The organism is Brevundimonas sp. UBA7838 (assembly GCF_002500885.1).
Taxonomy (GTDB): domain Bacteria; phylum Pseudomonadota; class Alphaproteobacteria; order Caulobacterales; family Caulobacteraceae; genus Brevundimonas; species Brevundimonas vesicularis_C.
The window spans coordinates 142,431-167,272 of record NZ_DLTK01000128.1 but is presented as its reverse complement, the minus strand read 5'-3'; the positions used below and the strand labels follow the sequence as shown (position 1 = coordinate 167,272).

30 protein-coding genes and 1 other RNA gene are annotated in these 24,842 nt (G+C 64.6%); 16 read left to right on the top strand and 15 right to left on the bottom strand.

Annotation, left to right across the window (positions count from 1 at the left end; genetic code table 11):
* The first annotated feature begins 41 nt into the window (after positions 1-41).
* The 8 genes from eno to lpdA all read left to right on the top strand — a co-directional run bounded on the left by eno (position 42) and on the right by lpdA (position 7,816).
* On the top strand, positions 42-1,319 hold the full coding sequence (gene eno / locus B3T77_RS13560; protein ID WP_039243670.1) for a phosphopyruvate hydratase: 1,278 nt from the start codon (positions 42-44) through the stop codon (positions 1,317-1,319).
* Positions 1,320-1,457: 138 nt separating this feature from the next.
* The gene (locus tag B3T77_RS13555) at positions 1,458-1,757 is read left to right on the top strand and encodes an FtsB family cell division protein (protein WP_017504845.1); all 300 of its coding nucleotides are present in this window, start codon (positions 1,458-1,460) and stop codon (positions 1,755-1,757) included.
* Positions 1,758-1,891: 134 nt separating this feature from the next.
* A complete protein-coding gene (pdhA, locus tag B3T77_RS13550) occupies positions 1,892-2,920 on the top strand; it encodes a pyruvate dehydrogenase (acetyl-transferring) E1 component subunit alpha (protein ID WP_039243674.1) in 1,029 nt (342 codons plus the stop codon).
* 3 nt (positions 2,921-2,923) lie between these two features.
* Positions 2,924-4,303 (top strand): pyruvate dehydrogenase complex E1 component subunit beta, encoded by a 1,380-nt coding sequence (locus B3T77_RS13545; protein ID WP_292080227.1) that lies wholly within the window; start codon positions 2,924-2,926, stop codon positions 4,301-4,303.
* Positions 4,300-4,617, top strand: a complete 318-nt coding sequence (locus tag B3T77_RS13540) for a DUF5076 domain-containing protein (RefSeq protein WP_045810788.1) — start codon at positions 4,300-4,302, stop codon at positions 4,615-4,617. The genes B3T77_RS13545 and B3T77_RS13540 overlap by 4 nt, the downstream gene beginning before the upstream one ends.
* Positions 4,617-5,915 (top strand): pyruvate dehydrogenase complex dihydrolipoamide acetyltransferase, encoded by a 1,299-nt coding sequence (locus B3T77_RS13535; protein WP_292080224.1) that lies wholly within the window; start codon positions 4,617-4,619, stop codon positions 5,913-5,915. Before B3T77_RS13540 ends, B3T77_RS13535 begins: the two co-directional genes overlap by 1 nt.
* Positions 5,916-5,930: 15 nt before the next feature.
* The gene (locus B3T77_RS13530; protein ID WP_292080223.1) at positions 5,931-6,410 is read left to right on the top strand and encodes a glutathione peroxidase; all 480 of its coding nucleotides are present in this window, start codon (positions 5,931-5,933) and stop codon (positions 6,408-6,410) included.
* Positions 6,410-7,816, top strand: coding sequence for a dihydrolipoyl dehydrogenase (lpdA, locus tag B3T77_RS13525; protein WP_292080222.1), 1,407 nt, complete (start codon positions 6,410-6,412; stop codon positions 7,814-7,816). Before B3T77_RS13530 ends, lpdA begins: the two co-directional genes overlap by 1 nt.
* Positions 7,817-7,877: 61 nt before the next feature.
* On the opposite strand, the gene B3T77_RS13520 is transcribed toward lpdA, so the two are convergent.
* From B3T77_RS13520 to B3T77_RS13500, 5 genes are all read right to left on the bottom strand, one after another.
* Complete coding sequence (locus tag B3T77_RS13520) at positions 7,878-8,060, bottom strand: DUF3606 domain-containing protein (RefSeq protein ID WP_292080221.1); 183 nt, start codon at positions 8,058-8,060, stop codon at positions 7,878-7,880.
* Positions 8,061-8,093: 33 nt separating this feature from the next.
* The gene (locus B3T77_RS13515; RefSeq protein WP_409514534.1) at positions 8,094-10,448 is read right to left on the bottom strand and encodes an ATP-dependent helicase; all 2,355 of its coding nucleotides are present in this window, start codon (positions 10,446-10,448) and stop codon (positions 8,094-8,096) included.
* A gap of 333 nt (positions 10,449-10,781) precedes the next feature.
* Complete coding sequence (locus tag B3T77_RS13510) at positions 10,782-11,501, bottom strand: SIMPL domain-containing protein (protein ID WP_271041105.1); 720 nt, start codon at positions 11,499-11,501, stop codon at positions 10,782-10,784.
* Between the two features lie 24 nt (positions 11,502-11,525).
* A complete protein-coding gene (locus B3T77_RS13505; protein ID WP_271041106.1) occupies positions 11,526-11,750 on the bottom strand; it encodes a ribbon-helix-helix domain-containing protein in 225 nt (74 codons plus the stop codon).
* Positions 11,747-12,154, bottom strand: a complete 408-nt coding sequence (locus tag B3T77_RS13500; RefSeq protein WP_066551429.1) for a YbaY family lipoprotein — start codon at positions 12,152-12,154, stop codon at positions 11,747-11,749. The genes B3T77_RS13505 and B3T77_RS13500 overlap by 4 nt, the downstream gene beginning before the upstream one ends.
* Positions 12,155-12,260: 106 nt before the next feature.
* Here B3T77_RS13500 and B3T77_RS13495 point away from each other — a divergent pair, with 106 nt between their 5' ends.
* Positions 12,261-13,145: a DMT family transporter gene (locus B3T77_RS13495; protein ID WP_292080219.1), complete on the top strand. Its 885-nt coding sequence runs from the start codon at positions 12,261-12,263 to the stop codon at positions 13,143-13,145.
* A gap of 4 nt (positions 13,146-13,149) precedes the next feature.
* On the opposite strand, the gene B3T77_RS13490 is transcribed toward B3T77_RS13495, so the two are convergent.
* Both B3T77_RS13490 and B3T77_RS13485 read right to left on the bottom strand, forming a co-directional pair.
* The gene (locus B3T77_RS13490; RefSeq protein ID WP_292080218.1) at positions 13,150-13,338 is read right to left on the bottom strand and encodes a DUF4169 family protein; all 189 of its coding nucleotides are present in this window, start codon (positions 13,336-13,338) and stop codon (positions 13,150-13,152) included.
* Between the two features lie 2 nt (positions 13,339-13,340).
* Positions 13,341-14,444 carry a patatin-like phospholipase family protein gene (locus B3T77_RS13485; protein WP_292080217.1) on the bottom strand — a complete coding sequence of 368 codons (1,104 nt, stop codon included), beginning with the start codon at positions 14,442-14,444 and terminating at the stop codon, positions 13,341-13,343.
* A gap of 305 nt (positions 14,445-14,749) precedes the next feature.
* On the opposite strand from B3T77_RS13485, the gene B3T77_RS13480 reads away from it, so the two are divergent.
* Positions 14,750-14,989 (top strand): DUF2171 domain-containing protein, encoded by a 240-nt coding sequence (locus B3T77_RS13480; protein WP_039243689.1) that lies wholly within the window; start codon positions 14,750-14,752, stop codon positions 14,987-14,989.
* 96 nt (positions 14,990-15,085) lie between these two features.
* Positions 15,086-15,472, top strand: a complete 387-nt coding sequence (locus B3T77_RS13475) for a YccF domain-containing protein (RefSeq protein WP_165116889.1) — start codon at positions 15,086-15,088, stop codon at positions 15,470-15,472.
* A gap of 63 nt (positions 15,473-15,535) precedes the next feature.
* On the opposite strand, the gene fumC is transcribed toward B3T77_RS13475, so the two are convergent.
* Positions 15,536-16,927 carry a class II fumarate hydratase gene (gene fumC, locus B3T77_RS13470; protein ID WP_199061868.1) on the bottom strand — a complete coding sequence of 464 codons (1,392 nt, stop codon included), beginning with the start codon at positions 16,925-16,927 and terminating at the stop codon, positions 15,536-15,538.
* 61 nt (positions 16,928-16,988) lie between these two features.
* Between fumC and B3T77_RS13465 the strand changes: the two genes are divergently transcribed.
* A complete protein-coding gene (locus B3T77_RS13465) occupies positions 16,989-17,642 on the top strand; it encodes a peptidylprolyl isomerase (protein ID WP_292080216.1) in 654 nt (217 codons plus the stop codon).
* The gene (locus B3T77_RS13460) at positions 17,639-17,998 is read left to right on the top strand and encodes a RusA family crossover junction endodeoxyribonuclease (protein WP_292080215.1); all 360 of its coding nucleotides are present in this window, start codon (positions 17,639-17,641) and stop codon (positions 17,996-17,998) included. The genes B3T77_RS13465 and B3T77_RS13460 overlap by 4 nt, the downstream gene beginning before the upstream one ends.
* Before the next feature lie 7 nt (positions 17,999-18,005).
* Here B3T77_RS13460 and B3T77_RS13455 read toward each other — a convergent pair whose 3' ends face one another.
* The 3 genes from B3T77_RS13455 to miaA form a co-directional block, all read right to left on the bottom strand.
* Positions 18,006-18,479, bottom strand: coding sequence for an SspB family protein (locus tag B3T77_RS13455; protein WP_292080214.1), 474 nt, complete (start codon positions 18,477-18,479; stop codon positions 18,006-18,008).
* Between the two features lie 113 nt (positions 18,480-18,592).
* Positions 18,593-18,960, bottom strand: a transfer-messenger RNA (tmRNA) gene (gene ssrA, locus B3T77_RS13450).
* Positions 18,961-18,970: 10 nt separating this feature from the next.
* On the bottom strand, positions 18,971-19,843 hold the full coding sequence (miaA, locus tag B3T77_RS13445; RefSeq protein ID WP_292080213.1) for a tRNA (adenosine(37)-N6)-dimethylallyltransferase MiaA: 873 nt from the start codon (positions 19,841-19,843) through the stop codon (positions 18,971-18,973).
* A 74-nt stretch (positions 19,844-19,917) separates the two neighbouring features.
* Between miaA and B3T77_RS13440 the strand changes: the two genes are divergently transcribed.
* Both B3T77_RS13440 and B3T77_RS13435 read left to right on the top strand, forming a co-directional pair.
* Complete coding sequence (locus tag B3T77_RS13440) at positions 19,918-20,985, top strand: Mrp/NBP35 family ATP-binding protein (protein ID WP_292080212.1); 1,068 nt, start codon at positions 19,918-19,920, stop codon at positions 20,983-20,985.
* A gap of 76 nt (positions 20,986-21,061) precedes the next feature.
* A complete protein-coding gene (locus B3T77_RS13435; RefSeq protein WP_292080211.1) occupies positions 21,062-22,159 on the top strand; it encodes an NADH:flavin oxidoreductase in 1,098 nt (365 codons plus the stop codon).
* A gap of 19 nt (positions 22,160-22,178) precedes the next feature.
* Here B3T77_RS13435 and B3T77_RS13430 read toward each other — a convergent pair whose 3' ends face one another.
* Entirely contained in the window at positions 22,179-22,499 is a 321-nt protein-coding gene (locus B3T77_RS13430; protein ID WP_292080210.1) for a YbjQ family protein, read from the bottom strand.
* Between the two features lie 9 nt (positions 22,500-22,508).
* Positions 22,509-23,036 (bottom strand): dihydrofolate reductase, encoded by a 528-nt coding sequence (locus tag B3T77_RS13425; protein WP_292080209.1) that lies wholly within the window; start codon positions 23,034-23,036, stop codon positions 22,509-22,511.
* Between the two features lie 57 nt (positions 23,037-23,093).
* On the opposite strand from B3T77_RS13425, the gene B3T77_RS13420 reads away from it, so the two are divergent.
* Positions 23,094-23,681: a hypothetical protein gene (locus tag B3T77_RS13420; protein ID WP_292080208.1), complete on the top strand. Its 588-nt coding sequence runs from the start codon at positions 23,094-23,096 to the stop codon at positions 23,679-23,681.
* On the opposite strand, the gene B3T77_RS13415 is transcribed toward B3T77_RS13420, so the two are convergent.
* Together B3T77_RS13415 and B3T77_RS13410 are read right to left on the bottom strand one after the other, a co-directional pair.
* Entirely contained in the window at positions 23,678-23,983 is a 306-nt protein-coding gene (locus B3T77_RS13415) for a phosphoribosyl-ATP pyrophosphohydrolase (protein WP_292080207.1), read from the bottom strand. The two genes, B3T77_RS13420 and B3T77_RS13415, sit on opposite strands and share 4 nt — an antisense overlap.
* Before the next feature lie 133 nt (positions 23,984-24,116).
* A complete protein-coding gene (locus tag B3T77_RS13410; protein ID WP_292080206.1) occupies positions 24,117-24,842 on the bottom strand; it encodes an alpha/beta hydrolase family protein in 726 nt (241 codons plus the stop codon).

Genomic DNA, 24,842 nt, shown 5'->3' with positions numbered 1-24,842 from the left:
CCGTCGGACCTCCCTTGCCCCTTGAGCCAAAGAGCCGAGCCATGACCGACATCGCCGACATCGTCGCCCGCCAGATCCTCGACAGCCGGGGCAATCCGACGGTCGAGGTCGATGTCACGCTGGAAGACGGTTCGTTCGGCCGCGCCGCCGTGCCGTCCGGCGCGTCTACGGGCGCGCACGAAGCGGTCGAGCTACGTGACGGCGACAAGGACATGTGGGGCGGCAAGGGCGTCCAGAAGGCGGTCGACGCAGTCAACGGCGAGATCTTCGACGCCCTGTCCGGCATGGACGCCGAGCAGCAGCGCCGGATCGACGAGGCGATGATCGAGTTGGACGGCACGCCCAACAAGGGCCGTCTGGGCGCCAATGCGATCCTGGGCGTATCTCTGGCGGTCGCCAAGGCCAGCGCCCTGTCGGCCAATCAGGAACTGTATCGCTATCTGGGCGGCGTCTCGGCCCGCGTCCTGCCGACCCCGATGATGAACATCATCAACGGCGGCGCCCACGCCGACAATCCGATCGACATCCAAGAGTTCATGATCCTGCCCACCGGCGCTGAGACCTTTTCGGACGCCGTGCGTATGGGGGCCGAAATCTTCCACGCCCTGAAGAAGCAACTGAAGGACGCCGGGCACAACACCAACGTCGGGGACGAGGGCGGCTTTGCGCCCAATCTGGCCTCGGCCGATGAGGCGCTGAGCTTCATCACCAAGGCGGGCCAGGCGGCGGGCTACCTCGCGGGCGAGGATTTCCACCTGGGCCTCGACGTCGCCTCGACCGAGTTCTTTAAGGACGGCAAATACGTCATGGCCGGCGAGGGCAAGACCGTCGATTCCGAAGGCATGGCCGCCTACTTGGTCGACTTGTGCGAACGCTTCCCGATCGTGTCGATCGAGGATGGCATGGCCGAGGATGACTTCGACGGCTGGCGCCTGCTGACCGAGCGCCTGGGCGACCGGGTCCAACTGGTCGGCGACGATCTGTTTGTGACCAATCCGGCGCGTCTGGCCGCCGGTATCGGCGAAGGTCTAGCGAACTCGATCCTGATCAAGGTCAACCAGATCGGCACCCTGTCGGAAACCTTGGATGCCGTCGATATGGCCCACCGAGCAGGCTATACCGCCGTGATGAGCCACCGGTCGGGCGAGACCGAGGACTACACCATCGCCGACCTGGCCGTGGCGACCAACTGCGGGCAGATCAAGACAGGCTCGCTGGCCCGCTCCGACCGGGTGGCGAAGTACAACCAGTTGCTTCGCATCGAGGAAATGCTGGGCGACCAGGGCGTTTATTTCGGCGACGGCATGCTGCTGAAATAGGAAACGGAATTGTCGGCGGAGAATCAGTGTTTTCCGCCGATAATCTTACGGTCAAGCTACATTTCGTTAGGCATTTTCGGGCACGGTTTCTGAACTGTGTTTTCGCGCTCAGAAGGAGCGTCTCAAGTGCCCGAACGGATGAAACCTTACCGCCTGTCCCTCGCCCTGTTGCTGCTTCTCGCCTATCTCGGGGTGCAGGCGCTGACGGGCGAGCGCGGACTGCTGAGCGGATCATCTCGCGACGCCCTGCTTGGGCAGCGCGAGGACCAGCTGGCGCATCTGACCGAGCAACGCCGCGACCTTGAGACGCGGGTTCGCTATCTTCGCACCGACAGTCTGTCTCGCGACCTTCTGGAAGAGCGCGCGCGCGCCGTCCTGGGTTTCTCCGACCCGCGCGACTATGTGATCCGCGTCTCGGCCCCTGCCGCCCAAGGCTGAGCGCCCTTCACCACTTGAACTATTGTTACAGGGCGACCCGCACCCCTTTGCGTTACCGGAAGGAAGGCTGCTAAAGCCCCTTTCCGTAACGATAAGAAGGCGTCGGTTCTCGGCGCCTAGCCGGGAGATACCGGATGGCGAAAGCCCCAGCCAAATCCGCTCAGACGACCACGCCTGACAAACTGCCCAACACGCCGACGGCGTCCAAGGAAGACCTTCTGCGCTTCTATCGCGAGATGGTTCTGATCCGCCGCTTCGAAGAGCGTGCGGGCCAGCTCTACGGCATGGGTCTGATCGGCGGCTTCTGCCACCTGTATATCGGCCAAGAGGCCGTGGCGGTCGGCGTTCAGGAGAGCGTCAAACAGGGCCACGATAAGATCATCACCGGATATCGCGACCACGGCCATATGCTGGCCGCCGGCATGGATCCCAAGGAAGTCATGGCCGAGCTGACCGGCCGCAGCGGCGGTTCGTCAAAGGGCAAGGGCGGATCGATGCACATGTTCGACGTGCCGACCGGCTTCTATGGCGGTCACGGCATCGTCGGCGCCCAAGTGGCGCTGGGCACCGGTTTAGCCTTCGCCGGCAAGTATCGCGGCGACGATTCGGTGGCCTTCGTCTATTTCGGCGACGGCGCCTCGAACCAAGGGCAGGTGTACGAAAGCTTCAACATGGCGCAGCTGTGGAAGCTGCCGGCCATCTACATTATCGAGAACAACCAGTACGCCATGGGCACGAGCATCGAACGCTCGTCCTCGACGACCGAACTGTATCAGCGCGGCGCCAGCTTCGGTATTCCGGGCGAGCAGGTTGACGGCATGGACGTGCTGGCCGTGCGCGACGCGACGGCCCGTGCGGTCAAGCGCGCTCGCGAAGGCGGCGGTCCCTTCATTCTGGAAGTGAAGACCTACCGCTATCGCGGTCACTCGATGTCCGACCCGGCCAAATACCGGACCAAGGAAGAGGTCGACGAGGTCAAGAAGACCCGCGACCCGATCGATCACCTGAAGACGCTGCTGTCGGCCGCCAATGCGACCGAGGACGAGCTCAAGGCCATCGACAACGAGATCAAGGCGATCGTCGCCGAAGCTGTTCAATTCGCCCAAGAGAGCCCGGAACCCGATCCGTCCGAGCTCTATACCGACGTCTACGTGGAGGCCTGATCCGTGACCGACATTCTGATGCCGGCGCTGTCCCCCACGATGGAAGAGGGCACGCTGACCAAATGGCATATCAAGGCGGGCGACACCGTGTCGGCCGGCCAGGTGATCGCCGAGATCGAAACCGACAAGGCGACGATGGAAGTCGAGGCCGTGGATGAAGGCGAAGTGCTGGAAATCCTGGTCGCCGAAGGCTCCGAGAACGTGAAGGTCAACACGCCGATCGCGCGTCTGGCCGGCGAAGATGGCGCAGCGGCGCCTGCACCCAAGGCTGAATCCGCAAAAGGCGAAGCCGAGACGCCCAATGCTACGGCCGAGGGCAAGACCGGCGATCCGGAAAAGGCCCCGGCTCAGACGGCGACGCCCAAGGTCGAACTGCGGGACCCGGAAATCCCGGCTGACGCCAAACTGGTCAAGACGACCGTGCGCGACGCCTTGCGTGACGCCATGGCCGAAGAGATGCGTCGCGATGACCGCGTCTTCCTGATCGGCGAGGAAGTCGCCCAGTATCAGGGCGCCTACAAGGTCAGCCGGGACCTGCTGCAGGAGTTCGGCGACCAGCGCGTCGTCGATACCCCGATCACCGAGCACGGCTTTGCCGGCCTGGGCGTCGGCGCCGCCATGTCGGGCCTGAAGCCGATCGTCGAGTTCATGACGTTCAACTTCGCCATGCAGGCAATCGACCACATCATCAACTCGGCCGCCAAGACGCTCTATATGTCGGGCGGTCAGATCCGCGCGCCAATCGTGTTCCGCGGGCCGAACGGCGCTGCTTCGCGCGTCGGCGCCCAGCACAGCCAGGACTACTCGGCCTGGTATGCGCAGGTGCCGGGTCTGAAAGTCATCGCGCCCTATGACGCGGCCGACGCCAAAGGCCTGCTGAAAGCCGCCATCCGTGACCCGAACCCGGTCGTCTTCCTCGAACACGAGATGATGTACGGCCTGGAGTTCGACGTGCCGGAGGTCGAGGACTATGTCCTGCCGATCGGCAAGGCCAAGGTCCGTCGCGAAGGCAAGGACGTCACCATCACCGCCCACAGCCGCATGGTCGGCTTCGCCCTGCAGGCCGCCGAGAAGCTGGCCGAGGAGGGCATCGAGGCCGAGGTGATCGATTTGCGCACCCTGCGTCCGCTGGATCACGAGACCATCGTCGAGAGCGTCAAGAAGACGAACCGCCTGGTCTCTGCCGAAGAGGGCTGGGGTCCGATGGGCGTCGGCGCCGAGGTCGTGGCCCGCGTCACCGAGCACGCCTTCGATTATCTGGACGCCCCGCCGCTGCGCGTGCACCAGGAAGACGTGCCGCTGCCCTACGCCGCCAATCTGGAAGTGTTGTCGCTGCCAGGCGTGGACAAGATCGTCGCGGCCGTGAAGCAGGTGATGGCATGACCGAGGCATCGGAGTTCATGCTGACGACGCCAGACAGCGTCGCTGCTGACCCCAAGGCCATCGAAGTCCTTCGGATGTGGTGGTCGAAGGACGAGCCGGTGATGTCCGTCAAACCGGCCTTCAACGATCCCATACAGTTCGGTCGGCTGCTGGCCTACGCGGCTCGACACATGGCGCATGGTTATGCCGTGCGGCATCAACACGATGAAACTGCGGCCTACCACCGCATCCTCGAAGGTCTTAGCGAAGTGGTGAAGGCGAATGACGTCCGCACTGTCGCCGAACCGATTACGCCAACCGGGGGGAACGCCTGATGACCGACATCCTGATGCCGGCCCTGTCTCCGACGATGGAGGAGGGCGTTCTGGCCAAGTGGCACGTCAAGGTCGGAGACGTCGTCTCCGCCGGCGACGTGATCGCCGAGATCGAAACCGACAAGGCGACGATGGAAGTCGAGGCCGTGGATGAGGGCGAAGTCACCGACATCCTGGTCGCTGAAGGCACGGAAGGCGTGAAGGTCAATACGCCCATCGCCCGCCTGAAGGACGAGGGCGGCGCGGCCGCGCCCAAGCCGGCTGAAAAACCCGCCGCCAAGACCGAAGAAGCGCCCAAGGCCGAGCCCGCTCCCGCTGCTGCCGAGGCGCCTAAGGCCGCCACGGCTGCCGCTCCGGCGCCCGCCGCGCCGAAGTCGGACAGCGGAGATCGCATCTTCTCGTCGCCGCTCGCTCGACGCATCGCCGCGCAGAACGGCGTCGATCTGAAGTCGATCAAGGGTACCGGTCCGCATGGTCGCATCGTCAAGCGCGACGTCGAGGCCGCCGGCAAGGCCTCGGCTCAACCTGCGGCCGCACTGGCGTCGCCCGCCACGACCGCAGCCGAGCCACGCAAGGCGCAGTCGCTGGCGCAAATGGGCATTCCGGACGGCAGCTATGACCTGATCCCGCTGGACGGCATGAAGAAGGCCGTTGCGCGTCGCATGGTCGACAGCGTCCAGAATGTGCCTCACTTCCCGCTGTTCATCGATTGCGAAATCGACCAGCTGATGGCCGTGCGCGCCAAGGTCAACAAGATGCTGGAGCCGCAAGGGATCAAGGTTTCGGTCAACGACTTCGTCATCAAGGCCGCCGCCCTGGCGTTGAAGATGGTGCCGGAGGCGAACGCTTCCTACACGCCCGAAGGCATCGCCATGCACCACAACGCCGATGTCTCCATGGCGGTGGCGATCGACGGCGGCCTGATCACCCCGATCATCAAGAAGGCCGAAACCAAGGGGCTGGCGCAGATCGCGACCGAGTCCAAGGACCTGGCCAAGCGCGCCCGCGACCGCAAGCTGAAGCCCGAAGAGTTCCAGGGCGGCACCTTCTCGGTGTCCAACCTGGGGATGTTCGGCATCAAGCAGTTCACCTCGATCATCAATGAGCCGCAGGGCTGCATCATGAGCGTGGGCGCGGGCGAACAGCGCGCGGTCGTCAAGAACGGCCAGGTCGTGCCGGCCACCGTCATGACCGTGACGCTGACGTGCGATCACCGCGTTGTGGACGGGGCGACCGGCGCCCGCTTCCTGCAAGCGTTCAAGCCGCTGATCGAAGATCCCGTCGCGATGCTGGCCTAAGGGGAGGGTGAGGTCATGACCTCGGTCTATGACTTCTCCGCCCGCGCCATCGACGGCACGGACGTTTCGCTCGATCGCTTTCGCGGTCAGGCGTTGCTGATCGTCAATACGGCGTCCAGGTGCGGCTTCACCGGCCAATACGACGGTCTGGAAAAGCTGCACCGGGCGTTCGCCGATCAGCCGTTCGAGGTGTTGGGCTTTCCCTGCAACCAGTTCGGCGAGCAGGAGCCGGGCAAGGCGGCGGAAATCGCCGCCTTCTGCGCCACCAGTTTCGAAGTGACCTTTCCCCTGTTCGACAAGGTGGAGGTCAACGGACCGAACCGACATCCGCTTTATGACTGGTTGACCGAACAGAAGCGCGGCTTCCTGGGCTCCAAAGCCATCAAGTGGAATTTCACCAAGTTCCTGACCGACCGCGAGGGCAGGGTGGTCGCCCGCTACGCCCCGCAGACTGAACCCGAGGCCATCAAGGCCGACATCGAGAAGTTGATCTAATGGCTGCTGAATTCGATCTCGTCGTCATCGGCTCGGGCCCCGGCGGTTATGTCGCGGCCATTCGCGCCAGCCAGTTGGGCCTGAAGGTCGCCATCGTGGAGCGCGAGAACCTGGGCGGCATCTGCCTGAACTGGGGCTGCATCCCCACCAAGGCCCTGCTGAAGTCGGGCGAGAAGTTCGAGAGCCTGAGCCACCTGAAGGAGTACGGCCTGTCGGCGTCCGGCGCGTCGTTCGACTTCGACGCCATCATCCAGCGCTCGCGCGGCGTGGCCAAACAGCTGAATCAGGGCGTCGGCTTCCTGATGAAGAAGAACAAGATCGAGGTGATCGAGGGGTCGGCCAAGCTGGAAAAGGGGGCCGCCGCGCCCAAGGTCGTCGTTGCTCTGAAAGCGGGCGGCTCGCGCGCTCTGGAGGCCAAGTCCGTCATGCTGGCCGTCGGCGCCCGCGCTCGCGCCCTGCCGCAGATCGGGCTGGAAGCCGACGGTGATCGCATCTGGGCCTATCGCGAGGCCATGGCGCCGAAATTCATGCCCAAGTCGATTGTCGTGATCGGTTCGGGAGCCATCGGGATCGAGTTCGGCAGCTTCTATCGCGCCCTAGGCTGTGACGTGACCGTGGTCGAAGCCGTGGATCGCATCATGCCGGTCGAGGACGAAGAGGTCTCCAAGGCTGCCCAGAAGTCGTTCGAAAGGCGCGGCATGAAGTTCAAGCTGGGCGCCAAGGTCACCAAGGTGAGCAAGGACGCCAAGGGCGTGAAGGTCGCCGTTGAGATCGGCGGCAAGGCCGAGACCTTGGAGGCCGAGGTCTGCATCTCCGCCGTGGGCATCACCGCCAACACCGACGGCATCGGCCTGGAAGAACTGGGTCTGGAAATGGACCGCGGCCACGTCAAGATCGACGGCCACTGCCAGACCAACGTCAAGGGGCTGTACGCCATCGGCGACTGCGCCGGCGCGCCCTGGCTGGCGCACAAGGCGTCGCACGAAGGCATTCACGCGGCCGAACACATCGCCGGCTACAAGACGCCCAACGTCCATTCGCCCATCGCCGGCTGCACCTATGCCCAGCCGCAGGTCGCCTCGGTCGGTGTCACCGAACAGGCTGCACGCGCCGAGAAGCGCGACGTCAAGATTGGCCGCTTCCCGTTCCGCGTGAACGGCAAGGCGATCGCTTCCGGCGACACCGACGGCTTCGTCAAGGTGATCTTCGACGCCAAGACCGGCGCCCTGATCGGCGCCCACATGATCGGCCACGAGGTCACCGAAATGATCCAGGGCTATGTCACCGCCATCACGATGGAGGCGACGGAAGAAGACATCCACGGGATCGTCTATCCGCACCCGACCATGTCGGAGGCCATGCACGAGGCGGCGCTGGACGCCTATGGGCGTGTGATCCACATCTAAGCCAGAGACGGAAACGGCCTCGGAGTGCTCCGGGGCCGTTTCTCGTTTCAGGAAGGCGGCGTCAGCGCTTCTTGCCCAATTCCGCTGCGATATCCTTGGTCATGCGGCCGACCTTGCGGTGGGCGGCGGTGATCTGGTCCTTGGTCACGCCCCAGCGCTTCATCCAGTATTCGACCGACTGACGCTCGGTCGGGTCGATCCGATCCTTGTCGATGAAGCCGCGCTTGTCCTTGAGGCCCGCCATGGTCGGCTCCGTTCGTTGCCTTAAAGCGCCGGGTTAGGCCTTCTCGACAAAGCTGTCGATGACGCGCTTCTCCCCGGCCTTTTCAAACTCGACCAGCAGTTTGTTGCCTTCGATGACGCGCACGTTTCCGTAGCCGAACTTCTGGTGAAAGACGCGTTCGCCCTTTTTCCAGCCTGAGCTGGATTTGGGATCGGCGGTGGCGATCAGTCGGCCGTCGCCTTCGATGACGGCCTTGCGCGCGGGAGTCTTGGCCGGGGTCTGGGCGGCGGTGAAGGATTGGGCGCGTTTCCAGCCGGGGGAGGAATAACCGCTGCCGAAAGAAGGCGTGTCGTCCCAGCGGCTTTTGGCCTCCTTCATGCCGGTCGATGCGCCGTAGTAGCCGGTGTCGGATTGGGGATCGACGTGGGCGATGGGCAGTTCGTCAACGAAGCGGCTGGGCAGTTGGGAGGTCCAGCGTCCATAGACCAACCGGTTGGCGGCGAAGGAGATGCGGGCGTCCTGCTTGGCGCGGGTGACGCCGACGTAGGCCAGGCGACGTTCCTCCTCGAGGCCTTTCTCGCCCTTTTCGTCGATGCTGCGCTGGCTGGGGAAGACGCCTTCCTCCCAGCCCGGCAGGAAGACCAGCGGGAACTCCAGCCCCTTGGCGCCGTGCAGGGTCATGATCTGCACCGCCCCGTCGCCATTGGGATCGTCGCTAGTCGCGCGCTCCAGATCCATGACCAGAGAGACGTGCTCCAGATAGGCTTGCAGCGTCTCGAACTGCTGCATCGACTGGGTCAGTTCCTTCAGGTTCTCCAGGCGGGTCTGGCCGCTGGTGCGGTCGGCCTTTTGCATGTCGGTATAGCCGCTCTCCTCCAGCACCGTCTCCATAACCTGCCAGTGGGGCGTGGTCTCGGACAGTTGGCGCCAGCGGTCGATGTCGCGCACGAAGTTGGACAGGGCGGTGCGAGTGCGAGCCTGAAGCTCGTCGGTATTGATCAGGCCCCGCACGGCTGTGAGGGCCGACAGGTCGTGCTGGCGCGCCAGTTGCAGGATTTTCTGCACGCTGGTGTCGCCGATGCCGCGCTTGGGCACATTGACGATCCGCTCGAAGGCGAGGTCATCGTCTTCCGACAGGATCAGGCGCAGATAGGCGTGGGCGTCTCGGATCTCGGCGCGCTCGAAGAAGCGCGGCCCGCCGATGACGGTATAGGGGATGGCTAGCATGACCAGCCGTTCCTCGAAGGCGCGCATCTGGAACGAGGCGCGAACCAGTATGGCCATGTCCTTGTATTTCAGGCCGGGTTCGCCGGCGTGGGGACGCCGCGCGGTCTCGATCTCGTCGGCGATCAGCCGGGCCTCGGCCTCGCCGTCCCAGACGCCGCGCACCCGCACCTTGTCGCCGCTGTCGTCTTCGGTCCACAGGGTCTTGCCCAGACGATCGCGATTGGCGGCGATCAGGCCGGACGCCGCGCCCAGGATATGACTGGTCGAGCGATAGTTTCGCTCCAGCTTGACGATCTTGGCGCCGGGGAAGTCGCGCTCGAAGCGCAGGATGTTGTCCACCTCGGCCCCGCGCCAGCCGTAGATCGACTGATCATCGTCGCCGACGCAGCAGACGTTGCCGGTCGAGGCCGTCAGCAGCCGCAGCCACAGATACTGGGCGACGTTGGTGTCTTGGTATTCGTCCACCAGGATGTAGCGGAAGCGACGGCGATATTCCTCAGCAAGGTCCGCATGCTGCGACAGGATGGTGATGTTATGCAGCAGCAGATCGCCGAAGTCGCAGGCGTTCAGGCTGCGCAAGCGCGCCTGATAGGCGGCGTACAGACCCTGACCCTTGCCGTTGGCGAAGTCCTCGCCGGACGGCAGCTTGTCCGGTGTCCAGCCGCGGTTCTTCCAGTGATCGATCAGGCCGGACAGCGACTTGGGCGTCCAGCGTTTGGTGTCGATATTAGCCGCTTCCAGCAGCTGTTTCAGCACCCGTTCCTGGTCGTCGGTGTCCAGGATGGTGAAGCTGGATTTCAGGCCGACAAGTTCGGCGTGGCGACGCAAGATCTGGGCGGCGATGGAGTGGAAGGTGCCCAGCCAGCGCAGCCCTTCGGCGGACGGGCCGATCAGATGGGTGATCCGCTCGCGCATTTCGCGCGCGGCCTTGTTGGTGAAGGTGACAGCCAGCAGCTCCCACGGCTTGGCCCGGCCCGTCGCCAGAATGTGCGCCAGCCGTGTTGTCAGCACGCGGGTCTTTCCCGTGCCGGCGCCCGCCAAAACCAGAACCGGCCCCTCGGTCGTCTCGACCGCCTCGCGCTGCTCCGGGTTCAGCCCTTTCAGATAGTCGTTCGACGCCTCGCCCTCGGGCGCGCGGGCTCGCGCCAGGTCGGAAATACGGGGGGCGGGAAGATCGGTCACAGGCGCAGAAACATCCGTCAGTCAGATTCGAAACCGGAACATAAGGGGACCGCGCGGCAATGTCAGGGCCGCCGCCACAATGAAACCTCGGAACCCGGCGGATCGACGGCCGGTTCCTAGGTGCGATGCAGCAGAACACTGACAAAGGAGACGCGGCGTCACACCGCAAACCACGCGGCAAGAGGGCCGGGTGGTGGGCCTTCCTTCTGGGCATGGTCGGAATGTTCGTGATCCTGGCCGTCTGGGTCGTGTTGGTCGAGATGGGTCAAGATCCGCAGGCCGACGTCAATTTCATCGGGCAACCGCAATCCTCCGACGCCGGACCGCCCGAGACTACTTCAGACTATAGGTGATGGTCGTAACGACCCGGATCTTCTTGTCGATGGAGGCGGCTTCGTCGCCGGCTGCGCCATCGCGCGGCAGGATTTCGAACGAGCCCTGGGTGGCCTGACGGATCGGGCCCAAGGGCGTTCCGCTGTCCTTGGCGAACTGTTCCGCGCCGGTGCGCGCCGCCGCTGTACCCTCGGCGATCATTTGCGGGCGCACGTCGTTCAACTTGGTGAAGATGTAGGACGGACCCTGAAAGTCCTGCAGCACCACGTCCTGACGCACCAGGTCGTTGAGCAGTCGCGTCGTGGCCTGAACTCGGGCGACATCGCTGGTCCGCACGATCACCGTCTGAGCCAGGATGAAGCGTGGACCGCCGTTCTGGGCGGCGTATTCTCGCGACCGGGTGTCGGCCACCTCCAACCGGCCCAATTCGATGGCCTGGGCAGGGTAGCCCTGGGCGGTGAGGAAGCGGCGGACCAGCGCCAGATCGTCGTCGATCTTGGTTTGAACTTCCGAAAGGACATCGCCCGAGGCCGAGAAGCGTAGCGGCAGGACGGCAAGGTCCGCTTTTACATTGCGTTCGGACAGGCCGCGCACCGTCACGGTGCGGTCGCCAGCGCGCGCGTGGATGACGCCCTGACCGATAAGGGCGCCGGCGCCGATGAAGCCGACAGCCAGAAGACCGCCGACCACGGCGGCTGGAAGCAGACGATTGTCGGACATGATCAGGTCTCCGTTGGATCGAAGCTACGCCGGTCTTCCATGATCCGCCACCCAGTCCAGCGCCAGCAGGCGACAGGCGGAGGCGAGGGGGCGTCGGCCGCGACCGGCGTCGATTTCAGCCAGAAGCTGCGCCTTGCTGAGGTTGCGGGCAGCGGCGATCCGATCCAGCACGGCCCAGAACTCCGGCTCCAGCGCCACCGACGTGGCATGGCCGGCGAGGGCGACCGAACGTTTGCTGAGGCTGCTCAACGCGCGGACTTCAGCACGATCTCGGCCGAGGCCGGCGCGCCGTTCGTCAGGATCGCGTGGCGGGTGTCTGTAACGAAGACCAGAGCGCCGGCCGCGTCTCGGATCTCGGCGCGCGCGGCATAGGTGTGGCGCGGATCGATCTGAGACGTGGGAAAGCCAAGGGTGACGCGATAGGGCGGGGCGCCGGTCAGCGACTCGCTGGTCTCGGCGAGAACCTTGGCGGGTGCGTCGGCCAGACTGACATCCTCAACCCTGACGGTCAGGACATGGCCGGGCGGCAGCATGATCCGTTCGCGATAGGTGGCGGTCACGTTTACGACCGTCGTTCCGGTCGTCATGTCCGGCGTGGCGGCGCAGGCAGCCAAGACCAGAGCGGCGGGCAGGATCAGGGGGGCGTTTCGCATGGCGATCTCCTTCGAGGCGCCCAGTGTGTCACACTCAGGCGCAAGACGTGAGGGCGCGTGGCGTTAGGGCGTGTTATGCGGGCCGTCCATCGTCGGAGATCAACCTTTGAGCCGCCCCTTTGCGATCGCTGCGATCGCCATCTGCGCCCTGATCTGGGGCACGACCTGGTACGCGATCACCCTGCAGTTGGGGCCGGTTGATTCCATCGTCTCGATCGTCTGGCGGTTTGGTCTGGCGTCGGCGGTCCTGTTCGCCTTCTGCGCCGTGACGCGCCGGCCGCTGCGTCTGACGCGCAGCCAGCATCTGGCCGCCATCGGCCAGGGCGCCTTCGTCTTCGCGGTCAGCTATGGCTTCGTCTATGCCGCGGAAGGGCAGGTGGCCTCGGCTGTGGTCGCGGTGATCTTCGCCGCCCTGGCCTTTGTGAACCTGATCCTGTTTCGGCTGCTGGGCGGACAGAAGGCGGCGCCGGCGGCGTGGATCGGCGCTGTTCTAGGCGTCATGGGCGTCGGGGTCTTGTCCTACGGCCAGATCACGGCGGCGGGGGCCGGCCTCAATCCGGGGTTGGGCGTCATCTTCGCCCTGACCGCTGTCCTGGCTTCGGCGCTCGGCAACTGGTTCGCCTGGAAGGGACAGCAGGCGGGCGCACCCGTCATGGTCGCCACCTCTTGGGCGATGGCCTATGGCACAGCGATGTTGGCGCTGTACGGCATGGCGACCGGCGTGACGTGGCGGATCGAGCCGACGCCGCACTATGTCCTGTCGCTGCTCTATCTGTCGCTGTTTGGGTCGGTGATCGCTTTCGGCCTGTACTTCACCATCGCGCGCCAACGCGGCTATGCCCTGGCCAGCTACATCTCTGCTCTGACGCCGCCCATCGCCATGCTGGTGTCTGTGCTGTTCGAGGGCGCGCGTTTCGGCTGGAGCGCCCTGATCGGGCTGGCGCTTGTGCTGGCGGGACAGGTCATGCTGATCCGCGCGCCCAAGGCCTGAGCCGTCATTCGTCGGATTTCGGCTCCAGCTTCTGCCCGTCCAACTGCTTCTCGGCGCGTTGACGCTCAAGAGCGGACAGGGTCTTTTCGGCCTTGGAGCGTCCGTGCGCCACGCGGTTGGCGGCGGCCAGCGCCTTGTCTTCGGCCTTGGCGCGGGCCTTTCGCGCCCGGTTTAGATTGATGATCTCGCCCATGATTACGACGTGGGCTTATCAGCGGGGGGCGTATCCGCCGACGGTTTCGCCGAGGGCTCGGGCGTCAGCACAGCTGGCACTTGAGACTCAGAAATTGTCGTCTGGGGGATAAAGGGCTGGTCCGCCGGGCGCTCGCCCAGCCGGGTCCAGGCATCGGCGCCGCGTCCGCGCTGGCGACCCAGTTCGAACATGGCCGTCATGGTCTCTTGATCGAACTTCAGGCTGGAGGCGGCGACATTGTCTGGAATGGCCGACAGCGCCATGTCCAGCCCATTGCGCCGCGCAAACGCCGCCGTCACGGCCAGATGGATGCGCAGCGACGACTTGCTCATGCTGTCATAGGTCCGCGCCAGAATTCCCGACAGCCGGCCGGGCGTGACCCCGTCGTTGCGGCCAACCTGACCGTTGACGATGACATAGAGGGCGCCGACGCGGCCTTCGTCCCTTGGGCGGGTCCAGAGCATCAGGTCTTCAGGAATAGCCAGGAACGGCGTGTTGACGCCGCCGTCGACGTGCATTTCCAGAACCACCTTGTCGTCGTCCTGAAGCCCGGCGATCAGCACAGGAGGAAAGACGCCGGGAATGCTGGCTGAGGCGACCAGCACCTCCTTGAACAGTTCGCGGGCGTTCTCGTCGCCCTGGGTCGCCAAAAGACCCATGTCCCAGATGACGGTTTCCTCGCTGTCCAGATCGGTCGTCGCCACCAGCAGGCGTCGGCCCTTGGCGTGCTCGCGCGCGACGGCCTGCATCAGTTCAGGGGTGACGTTCTCGTCCACCAGATTGCGCAGGACCTGTGACGAGAACAGGCTCGGGTTCAGGAAGGCGGCGAAACTACGCCAGCTCAGTAAATTGCTGGCGGCGCCGCTGGTATAGGCGTGCTGAAGTTCGTCGTCCCAATCCGATCCAAGAAAGGCGAACGGAGCGGCAAGCGCCCCCGTGCTGACGCCGGTGACGACATCGAACGCGGGGCGATCGCCCTGTTCGGTCCAGCCGACCAGAAGCCCGGCTCCGTAGGCTCCGTTTGCGCCGCCGCCGGACAGCGCCAGGATCGAGGTTGGTTTGTCGGGCCGAAGTCGCTGACCAATTTCCTGGGTGAAGGCCTGCAAACGCGCACTGTCACTGGCGCGGATGCGAGGATCCTCCGCCTTGACGAGCGTGCCGTCGGTAATCCGAAGAGGGCCAGTCGGGCGATCTAGGGTTCCACACGCCGACAAGGCCAAGGCCATGAGGACGCCTAACAGGCCTGATCCAATCCGCCGCATGTCTTGAGTTCCGGTTCCGTGTGAACGCCGGCTTTTACCGCGTCCTAGCCAATCCTGTCATCAAGGCGATGAACAAGCGTCGCCGTTTGAAACCGTCGCAGGCCGGGGGTGTTCTCATCGGCGGGACAAACCAACTGCTGGAGATACACATGGTCGACGTTTCGCTCATCAAGGAACACCTCGAAGTCGTAGGCTCGGACGGCGGTCACGTGGGTCGGGTCGATCACGTCCTAGGCGACCAGATCGAACTGGCGAAGCTGGATTTCGCCGGCGGCTTCAAGCACCACATGATCCCGGTCAGCTGGGTCGAACGGGTCGATGACAAGCACGTGCATCTGAGCCTGACCCAAGACGACGCCAAGGCGCGCTGGACCGAGAAGCCGCACTAAGGCCGATCTGACGCCGATTTAATAAAGGCCCCGCTGCACAGGCGGGGCCTTTTGCTTATCTGAGGTAGGTCGCATTGGGCGACATTGGAGCCTGTCTTGATACGCCTGATCCTGAATATCCTTTGGCTCATCTTCGGCGGCTGGATTTCCGGCCTGCTGTGGCTGCTGGGCGGCGCGATCCTGGCGCTGACAGTCGTCGGCCTGCCATGGACGTTCGCGGCGTGGCGCATCGCCAGTTATTCGTTCTGGCCCTTCGGCCGCGAGATCGTGTGGCAGGACACGCATCCTGTCGCTGGCTGTGTCGGCGTTGTGTTGAACATCGTCTGGTTCGTCGTGGCCGGCTGGTACATCGCCCTGACACATTTGATCATCGCCGTGGCGGAGTTCATCTCCATCATCGGCATTCCGTTCGCGCTGAAGGATCTCGAACTGGCCAAGCTGGCGCTGGCGCCGGTCGGGCGCACCATCCGCGACAAGGCCTGACCCAAACTAAAACGCCGACATCAGACGACGTCGGCGTTTCGAAAGCCCCGATCTTGGATGGGATCAGCCCGGCGAGATCATCTTTTCCGGCCGCACGGCTTCATCGAACTCGGCGTCCGTCAGATAGCCGCCGCCGACAGCTTCTTCGCGCAGGGTGGTGCCGTTCTTGTGCGCGGTCTTGGCGATCTTGGCGCACAGGTCATAGCCCAGCTTGCCGTTCAGGGCGGTGACCAGCATCAGCGAGTTGTTCAGGCCGCGCGCGATATTGTCCTCGCGCGCCTCGATGCCGACGACGCAGTTGTCGGTGAAGCTGATGGCTGCGTCGGCGACCAGGCGCACCGACTGCAGGAAGTTATAGGCCATTACGGGATTGAAGACGTTCAGCTCGAAATGGCCTTGCGAGCCGGCGAAGGTCAGGGCGGCGTTGTTGCCGAACACCTGGACGCAGACCTGCGTCAGAGCCTCGCATTGGGTCGGATTGACCTTACCCGGCATGATCGACGAGCCCGGCTCGTTTTCCGGTAGCGCCAATTCGCCCAGACCCGAACGCGGGCCGGAGCCCAGGAAGCGGATGTCGTTGGCGATTTTGAACAGGCTGGCGGCGACCGTGTTGATGGCGCCGTGGCTGAAGACCATGGCGTCGTGGGCGGCCAGGGCCTCGAACTTGTTGGGGGCCGTGGTAAAGGGCAGGCCGGTGATCTCAGCGATCTGTGCCGCGACCTTCTCGGCGAAGCCGATGGGCGCGTTCAGGCCGGTGCCGACGGCGGTGCCGCCCTGCGCCAGTTCCATCAGGGCCGGCAGCGTCTGTTCGATGCGCTTGATGCCGTTCTCGACTTGCTGCGCATAGCCGCCGAACTCTTGGCCCAGCGTCAGAGGTGTGGCGTCCTGGGTATGGGTGCGGCCGATCTTGATGATGTGGGCCCAGGCCCTGGCCTTGGCGTCCAGGGCGGCGTGCAGATGTTTCAAGGCCGGGATCAGATCGTTGACCACCTGTTCGGCACAGGCGACGTGCATGGCCGTGGGATAGGTGTCGTTGGACGACTGGCTCATATTGACGTGGTCGTTGGGATGGACCGGCTTCTTGGAGCCCATCTCGCCACCCAGAATCTCGATCGCGCGATTCGAGATCACCTCATTGGCGTTCATGTTCGACTGGGTGCCCGAACCCGTCTGCCAGACCACCAGCGGGAAGTGGTCGTTCAGCTTGCCTTCGATAACCTCATTGGCGGCCTTGATGATGGCGTCGGCCAGGGCCGGCTCCAGCTTGCCCAGGTCACGATTGGTCTCGGCGGCCGCACGCTTGACGATGCCCAGGGCGCGCACGACCGGCAGGGGCTGCTTCTCCCAGCCGATCTTGAAGTTGCCCAGCGATCGCTGCGCCTGAGCGCCCCAGTAGCGGTCGGCGGCGACTTCGATCGGGCCGAAGGTGTCAGTCTCTGTCCGGACGTTGCTCATGCGCGTAAATCTCGTCTCTCAGGCGTGGCGATGGGTTGCGCGGCGGTGTAGCACGAGAGCCATGCAGGGCAAGAAGAGCGCGGATATGAGACGAGGGTTGATCGCCGTGGCGGCGCTGTCGGCGCTGGCGGGCTGCGCGACTGTTCAGCCTGAACCCACGCTGCCTCGCGTGGCGCTCGACACGACAGCCGGCACGATTGTCCTAGCGCTGAATGCAGCCGTCGCGCCGATCACGACATGCAACTTCATCAGTTACGTCGTGACGGGTGACTATGATGGGGGCACGGTCTTCAGAACCGTCAGCCGCGAAACCAATACCGCCAGCCGCTATCCCATCGACGTGATCCAGGCGGCGACCCCACGGGGCAGCGACGACGCCTCGCGACTGCCGATCACTCTTGAACGGACACGAGACACTGGCCTGCGCCATACGGCCGGCGCGGTGTCCATGGCCCGGGACGGATTGGACAGCGCCACATCGAGCTTCTTCATCGTCACACAAGATACGCCGAGCCTGGACTTTGGCGGAGGGCGGAATCCTGACGGGCAGGGCTTCGCCGCATTCGGCGCTGTGGTCGAAGGGCTGGATGTCGCGCGCAGAATCCAGCGGATGCCCGCGAATTCGGAGGAGCGGCTTACGCCGCCCGTAACGATCCGCTCCGCGCGCTTGCTGAATGCTGCGCCCGCCGTCTGCATGAAGTCGATGCGACCGTGACCGCTGGCTGGACCGGGACCGGCAAGGTCAGGGCGCGAGAGGATGGCGATGCGGTCGAGATCGTCATCGACGGCCTGACGACCCAGGCCAAATACTACAAGCCGCTGGTCTATGAGTTCATGCGCAAGGAATGGCGCGGAGCCAGACCATCATGGGGCGACCATGTCGTAGAAATCCGCATGGAGCATGTCGGCGAGCCGCCGTGGATGGACCTCGACAACCTGGCCAAGGCCTTGCTCGACTCCATCAAGGGCTATCTGTTCCACGACGACGCCCAGGTCGCACGGCTGCTGGTCGAAAGACGCGAAGGCGAAAGAGAGCGGATCGTGATCCGCTCTTATCCGCGCAAGGACTGACTGCGGCTTATTTCTTGCGGAACTGGTCCAGCGACACGACCTTGGGGCCGTCCGAAATCGGCGGCATATCCTGGGGCGGGGTCGGCTCGTCTTCGACCTCGTCAAGAAGCTGCGGGTCCTCGAACTGCAGCAGGAATTGGACGCTGGGATCGTAGAAGCGCGTGATCGCGGAATAGGGGATGACCAGGCTCTTGGGCATGCCGCCGAAGCGCAGCTTGACCGAGAAACGCTCAGGTTCGACGCGCAGGTCGTCGTACTGGTGCTGCATAACGACCGTCATCTCTTCCGGATATTTCGCCAGAATGTCAGGGGCTACGCTGACGCCGACGGCGCGCGTCTTGAAGGTGATGTAGAAGTGGTGGGCGCCGGGCAGGCCCTCGGCCAGCACGCGTTCCAGCGCGGCGCGCATGACGCCGCGCAGGGCTTCCTGCGCCAGTTGTTCGTACCGCATCTCATCGACCGGAGGGGCCTGGTCGCTCATCGTCACCTCACATCAGAGCGCGACTGATAGCGGCGCGGGGCCGCAGGCGAAAGATGTCATGAAGGTAAAGCGCCGGGATTCTGGCACCAGGCTCCCGATCATCTTTTGAAAAATGCCGGGGGTTCTGTTGCCAGGCCCCCCGACGGGCCCCGCCCAGGGATCTGAACCCCTAGGACTTAAGATTCGAAATCACCCGAACCGCATTACGCGGCGAGAGCGACTTCTCCAGCGAAGTTATCGTTCGCAGTTAGAAAATGGCCCGATACGGTGGGCCAGGACGAGCGAAAGCAATCCTCTTTACACGTCCGTCGATGCTAGTCGGCCCCATGTTGCCTCCGCCGATAACGCGGGGAGAAAGTTGGTGGAGCCGCCGGGAATCGCACCCGGGTCCGGTCCGCTTATTACAAGCGCATTTATCGCCATAGTCCGGCCGAAACCGGACCAGACGAATATAGGCGCAGCCGTGAGGCATTCCAAGCGCCGGATTGCACTCAGGCGCGGCGCCACTCCGGCGTCTGGTTTCGGAACCACGTCAACTGACGTTTGGCGTAGTTGCGGGTAGCTTGTTTAAGGGCGGCGATCGCGTCGTCGCGGGCCAGAGCGCCGGACAGGTAGGCGGCCAGTTCTCTGACCCCGACCGCCTTCATGGCAGGCAGGGCGGGGCTTAAGCCGCGGTCCACTAGGGCTTGGACTTCGGCTATGGCCCCCTGATCGATCATCAGGTCCACGCGCTGGTCGCAGTTTGCATAGAGTTGCTGACGCTCGGGCTCCCTGACCCATCCGGTCCATGAACCCGGCGCCAACAAGGGTTGAGTGTCGGCCTTCCAGGCGCTCAATGTGCGGCCGCTGGCGATGAAGACGCTCATGGCCCGCACCAGGCGCTGGCGATCCCCTTGTTCGATAGTCCGCGCCGCCTCGGGATCGATCTGGCCCAGGCGGTGGCGGAAACCCGGCTCGCCCAGCGCGGCATAGTCGGCTTCCATCTGATCGCGCACAGCGCTCGGCACCGCGGGAATATCGGCCAACCCTCGCGTCAGACTGGTGAAATAGAGGCCGGTACCCCCCACCAGAATGGCCGGGCGGCCTTGATCGCGGAGGTCGTCGAGCGACGCCATCACCGCGCGGCTCCAGCGTCCGACGGACCATGCGTCGGCCGCGTCTGCGACACCATACAGTCGATGGTCGGCCTGAGCTTCATCCTCAACCGAGGGGCGGGCCGTCAGGATACGCAGGTCGGCGTAGAGCTGTTGGCTGTCGGCATTGATGATCACCGCGCCCGTTTCGCGCGCCATCTTCAGCGCCAGCGCCGACTTGCCCGAGGCGGTGGGGCCGGCGATCAGGGTGATTGAAGGCGGCTGGGACAAATCGTGGCTCGCGGGACGGGTTCGAGGGCGATAGAACGCGCGCATCATCGCCTGCAAGTCTTCTGGAGACCGCCTTGGTCGAACGCTCCGCCGTCATCGCCGCTCTCGACGCCGTCATCGACCCGGTTTCCGGTCAGGGACTGGTCGCCGCCGGTCTTGTTCAGGGTCTGGTCGTGGCTGAGGATCGCGCGGGGTTTGCTCTGGAAGTCGATCACACCCAAGCGGCCGCCTACGCACCGGTTCGTGATGCGGCGGAGGCTGCGCTGAAGGCCATTCCCGGCATGGTGCGCGTTTCGGTCATTCTAACCGCCGAGACCAAGCCTGCTGCTGCGTCGCGCACGGCGAGCCTGTCAAAGGCGGCGGTCGATCAGGGCCGCGCCAAGGCGCCCGTCCCGACCGATCGTCCGGCCCATGTCCGTCGCGTCCTGGCCGTCGCCAGCGGCAAGGGCGGGGTAGGCAAGTCCACCGTCGCCGTAAACTTGGCCGCTGCGCTTTCGGCGCGTGGGCTTTCGGTCGGCATTCTCGACGCCGACGTATATGGGCCCTCGTTGCCGACCATGCTGGGTATAAGTGGCCAACCCGCCTATGAACACGGCGCCATCGTGCCGCACGTCGCCCTCGGGCTGAAGGCCATGTCGGTCGGCCTTTTGACCAAGATGGACGACGCCATGATATGGCGCGGACCTATGGCGTCGCAGGCCATCACGCAGATGCTGACACAGACGCGTTGGGGGACGTCTGATGCGCCGCTGGACGTGTTGGTGGTCGATCTGCCGCCGGGCACGGGCGACGTCCAGCTGACCCTGATCCAGAAGACGCCGCTGGATGGAGCGGTGATCGTGTCGACTCCGCAAGAAGTCGCGCTGGCCGATGCCCGGCGCGCCCACACCCTGTTCCAGCGCGTCAATGTCCCGACGTTTGGCCTGATCGAGAACATGAGCGGGCCAGTCTTTGGTGAAGGCGGGGGGAAGGCGGAGGCCGAGCGCCTGTCCATCCCGTTTTTGGGCGCGTTGCCGCTGGACGCCGCCTTGCGAGAGGGCGGCGATGCCGGACGACCGCCTGTCGCAACCGATCCGCAGGGCGATATCGCCGGCCGCTTCGTCGAAATCGCCGCGCGCGTGTCGGCGACGCTCGGGCTTTAGAAAAAGCGGGGGCAGGGGGTTTTCAAACGCAACCCTGTTCGCCACCTTGGGTGCTACAGATACCCAAGGAGATCCAATGAGCCTCGACGCCCTGTTCAGCCCCTTCACGATCAAGGGGCTGACCCTGCCCAACCGCATCGTCATGGCGCCCATGACGCGGTCCTTCTCGCCGAATGGCATCCCGACCTCCGACGTCGCCGCCTATTATCGCCGTCGCGCCGAGGGCGGGGTGGGCCTGATCGTGACCGAGGGCACGGTCGTCGAGCGTCCGGCGGCGCGCAACGACGCCAATGTGCCGGTCTTCCACGGCGAAGCGCTGCCGGAATGGAAGTCGGTGGTGGAAGAGGTTCATGCCGTCGGCGGTCTGATCGCGCCGCAGATCTGGCACGTGGGCTCGGCCCGCGGACGCGGCGATGACTGGGCGCCTCTGGGCAAGGTGGACAGCCCGTCGGGCATGACCATGCCGGGCAAGACCAAGCTGGAGCCGATGACGGAGGAGGATGTCGCAGACACGATCGCCGCTTTCGGCCGGTCGGCCCGCGCGGCTCGCGACCTCGGCTTCAACGCCGTCGAAATCCACGGCGCCCACGGCTATCTGATCGATCAGTTCTTCTGGGGCGGACTGAATGCGCGCGAGGACCGCTGGGGCGGACCGACCATCGCCGACCGCGCCCGCTTCGGCGCCGAGGTCGTGAAGGCGGTGCGTGAAGGCGTCGGCGACGACATTCCCGTCATCCTGCGCCTGTCGCAATGGAAGCTGCAGGATTATACGGCCCGCATAGCCGAGACGCCGGAACAGATGGTCGAGTGGCTGACCCCGCTGTCGGACGCCGGCGTCGATGTCTTCCACTGCTCGCAGCGGCGCTTCTGGGAGCCGGAGTTCGAAGGTTCGGACCTGAACTTTGCCGGCTGGACCAAGAAGCTGATGGGCAAGCCGACGATCACCGTCGGGTCCGTGGGCCTGGACGGCGAGTTCATCGCGGCCTTCGGCGGCGAAGGTTCAAAGCCCGCCTCGCTGGACGGTCTCCTGCGCCGTCTGGAGAACGAGGAGTTCGACCTAGTCGCCGTCGGCCGCGCACTGCTGGCCGATCCTCAGTGGGTCGCCAAGATCCGCGACGGTCGTGAAGACGAGCTGCGCAACTTCGAGCGTTCCGACCTGATGACCCTGTCCTGATCGGGAATCGTCGAGCCGGCTATGCCGGCTCGACGATCACGCCCGTGCCGTAGCATAGGACCTCGGTCACGCCCGGCATGATCTCCGTCGCGTCATAGCGGACGGCCAGGATGGCGTTGGCGCCGTGGGCCTGGGCGTGTTTGACCAGTTCGTCATAGGCTTCCTGACGCCCGGCCTCAGCCAGCTTCACATAGGCGCCGACGCGGCCGCCCAGCATGGACTGGACCCCGCCGATGGCGTCGGAGATGGCGTTGCGCGAGCGCACCGTGACACCGCGCAGCAAGCCGATGTGGCGAGTGACGCGAAAGCCGGGCAGGTCGTTGGTCGTGGTGACGTACATCTGTTTCTCCTAGCGGCGTTCCAACACCCGGAAGATGAAGGCGTGATCGTCCTTCTCGCCTGCCTGATGCGATTCTGACGATACCTCGACCCACGCGGTTTCGTCGAATGCAGGAAAGACGGCGCCGCCTTCGGGCGAAGCCTCGACCTCGGTGATGTAGAGGCGCCTGGCGCGGGGCAGGGACGCCTCGAACAGGGCGGTGCCGCCGATGATGCAGATCTCATCGACGCCATCGTCCTCGGCGGTCTCGCGCCCGATCTCGATGGCTTCGTCCAGGGTGGCGCAGACCAGCGCACCCTTCGACATGCCGTCGCTTTCGTAGGATTCGTCACGCGTCAGCACGATGTTCAGCCGACCCGGCAGAGGCTTTAGCGGCAGGCTCTCCCAGGTCTTGCGGCCCATCAGGCAGGGCTTGCCCACGGTGATGGCCTTAAAGTGCTGTAGATCGCTGCGCAGCCGCCAGGGCAGGTCGCCGTCGCGGCCGATGACGCCGTTGCGTCCACGCGCGACGATCAGGGAAATGAGGGGCTGGGGCAAGAACCTTGACCGTATCGATGCGTTGAGGTGGCCCATCCAATGAACGCGAGCCCCGTTGTGAGCAAGTATCTCCCCGCCATCGTGGTCGGTTTCCTGGTCGCGTTCTTCATCAGCGGTGGGCTGGCGTTCTTGTTCTCATCCGCCGGAGCCGACGCCGGCTATCTGCCGATCATGGTCGGCGCCTTCTTGGGCGTGTTCACCGCCTACATCATGGCCAATCTGGCGGGCACAAAGCTGGGCAAGGCGGCGACGGCAGAGCAGAAACAGGCCGCACTGGCGTTTCGCCCTCAGTTTCACGATCAGGCTTTGCTGATCGTCTATCGCGAAGGTTTCGTGGGCAAGGCCGCTGGCATGGACCTGTCGGTGGACGACAAGTTCGTGGCCCAACTGAAGAGCCCGCGCTTCACCGCCATTTCGGTCTCGCCGGGCGGCCACCAGCTGTCCATGGCGTTCGGCGGCCTGGCGGGCAAACAGAACAAGCCGACGGTTCAGGGATTCATCGCTGCGCCCGGCGACGTGATCGCGTTTCGCGCCACGATGCAGATGGGCATGATGAAGAACCGGATCGTGGTCGAGCGCATCGAAGCGGACGACGCCCTGGTCGCGCGATTGACGCCGATGATCATGATTGCGCCAGAGACTTAAGCTTCGGTCTGAGGCTCCAGCCACTTCAGCCATTTGCGCTGCATCGCCTGATCAAGATCGACGCCCGCCTGCGCGCAGTAGATCAGCAGCATCCCCAGCACATCCGCGGCCTCGTCGCCCAGCGCCTGATTGTCGGGCGCGCCTCGTGCGCGGCCGGTCAGACGCAGATGCTCGGCGGTCAGTTCGCCAAGCTCTTCCTGAAGCTTGAGCAAGGCCCAGTCGCGGTCGCGGTCGATATCGTGCTCGGCGGCGTAAATGTCGGAGATGCGAAGCACCGACGCGGACAGATCGCGCAAATCCATCCGTTCAACGACGCTCGACGCTGACGCCATCCGCCGCAAAGGCCTGAAGGCGCGACCGGGCGTCGGCGTCGTTCAGCGCATAGGCGTCGAGGAAATCCTCCGTCGCCCGGGTGATCTGATCAAACTGCTCGCCCTACGCAGTCCCCGGCAGCTGGTGGTCTGCGCCCGCGAAGATCATGAGGGTTTTGTCGCCTGCCGGACTGTTGTCGAACGGCGCGCGATGATCGCGCCAATCGCTGACGAAGCCGGGCAACAGATCCTGATCGCCAGTGATCACCAACAGCGGACGGTCAAGCGTGCGGTAGCTGTCTGAGGTGACAAGGCCGGGGATGGAGCCGGCCGAAGAAAAGGCGATCACGCCTTTTACCGCCGGGTCGCCTGCTGGCCCGGCAGCCGTAACGGCGCCGCCCTCGATCACGGACATCAGAGAGCCAAACGAATGCCCCGCCACGATCAGCGGTTTGTCCGAATGCGCATGGGCGGCGATGCCGCGTGCGACGCCCAGGTCGATCAGCCTGGTCGAGAAGGCGGCGCGATTGTCATATTTCTCATGTTCGGGATGGCGCAGGGAATCGACGTGCAGCGGTGCGATTACCGTGAAACCATACGCCGCCCAGGCTGACAGAATGCGAGCATAGGCCGTCGGCGAGCCGTTATAGCCGTGACTGAACACCACCACGCCGCGTTCGATCGGAGCGGTCCAGATGCTGATCGGTATGGCCCGACCGTCCGGTGCCGGCACCCTGATTTGTACCGGTGTGATCTCTGCGGCTTCAACGGCGGATGAGATCGGCTGGGCGATCGCCGACGTTGCCGGCGTCGCGAGCAGAATGAAGCCAAGAGAGAAAGCGCGGATCAT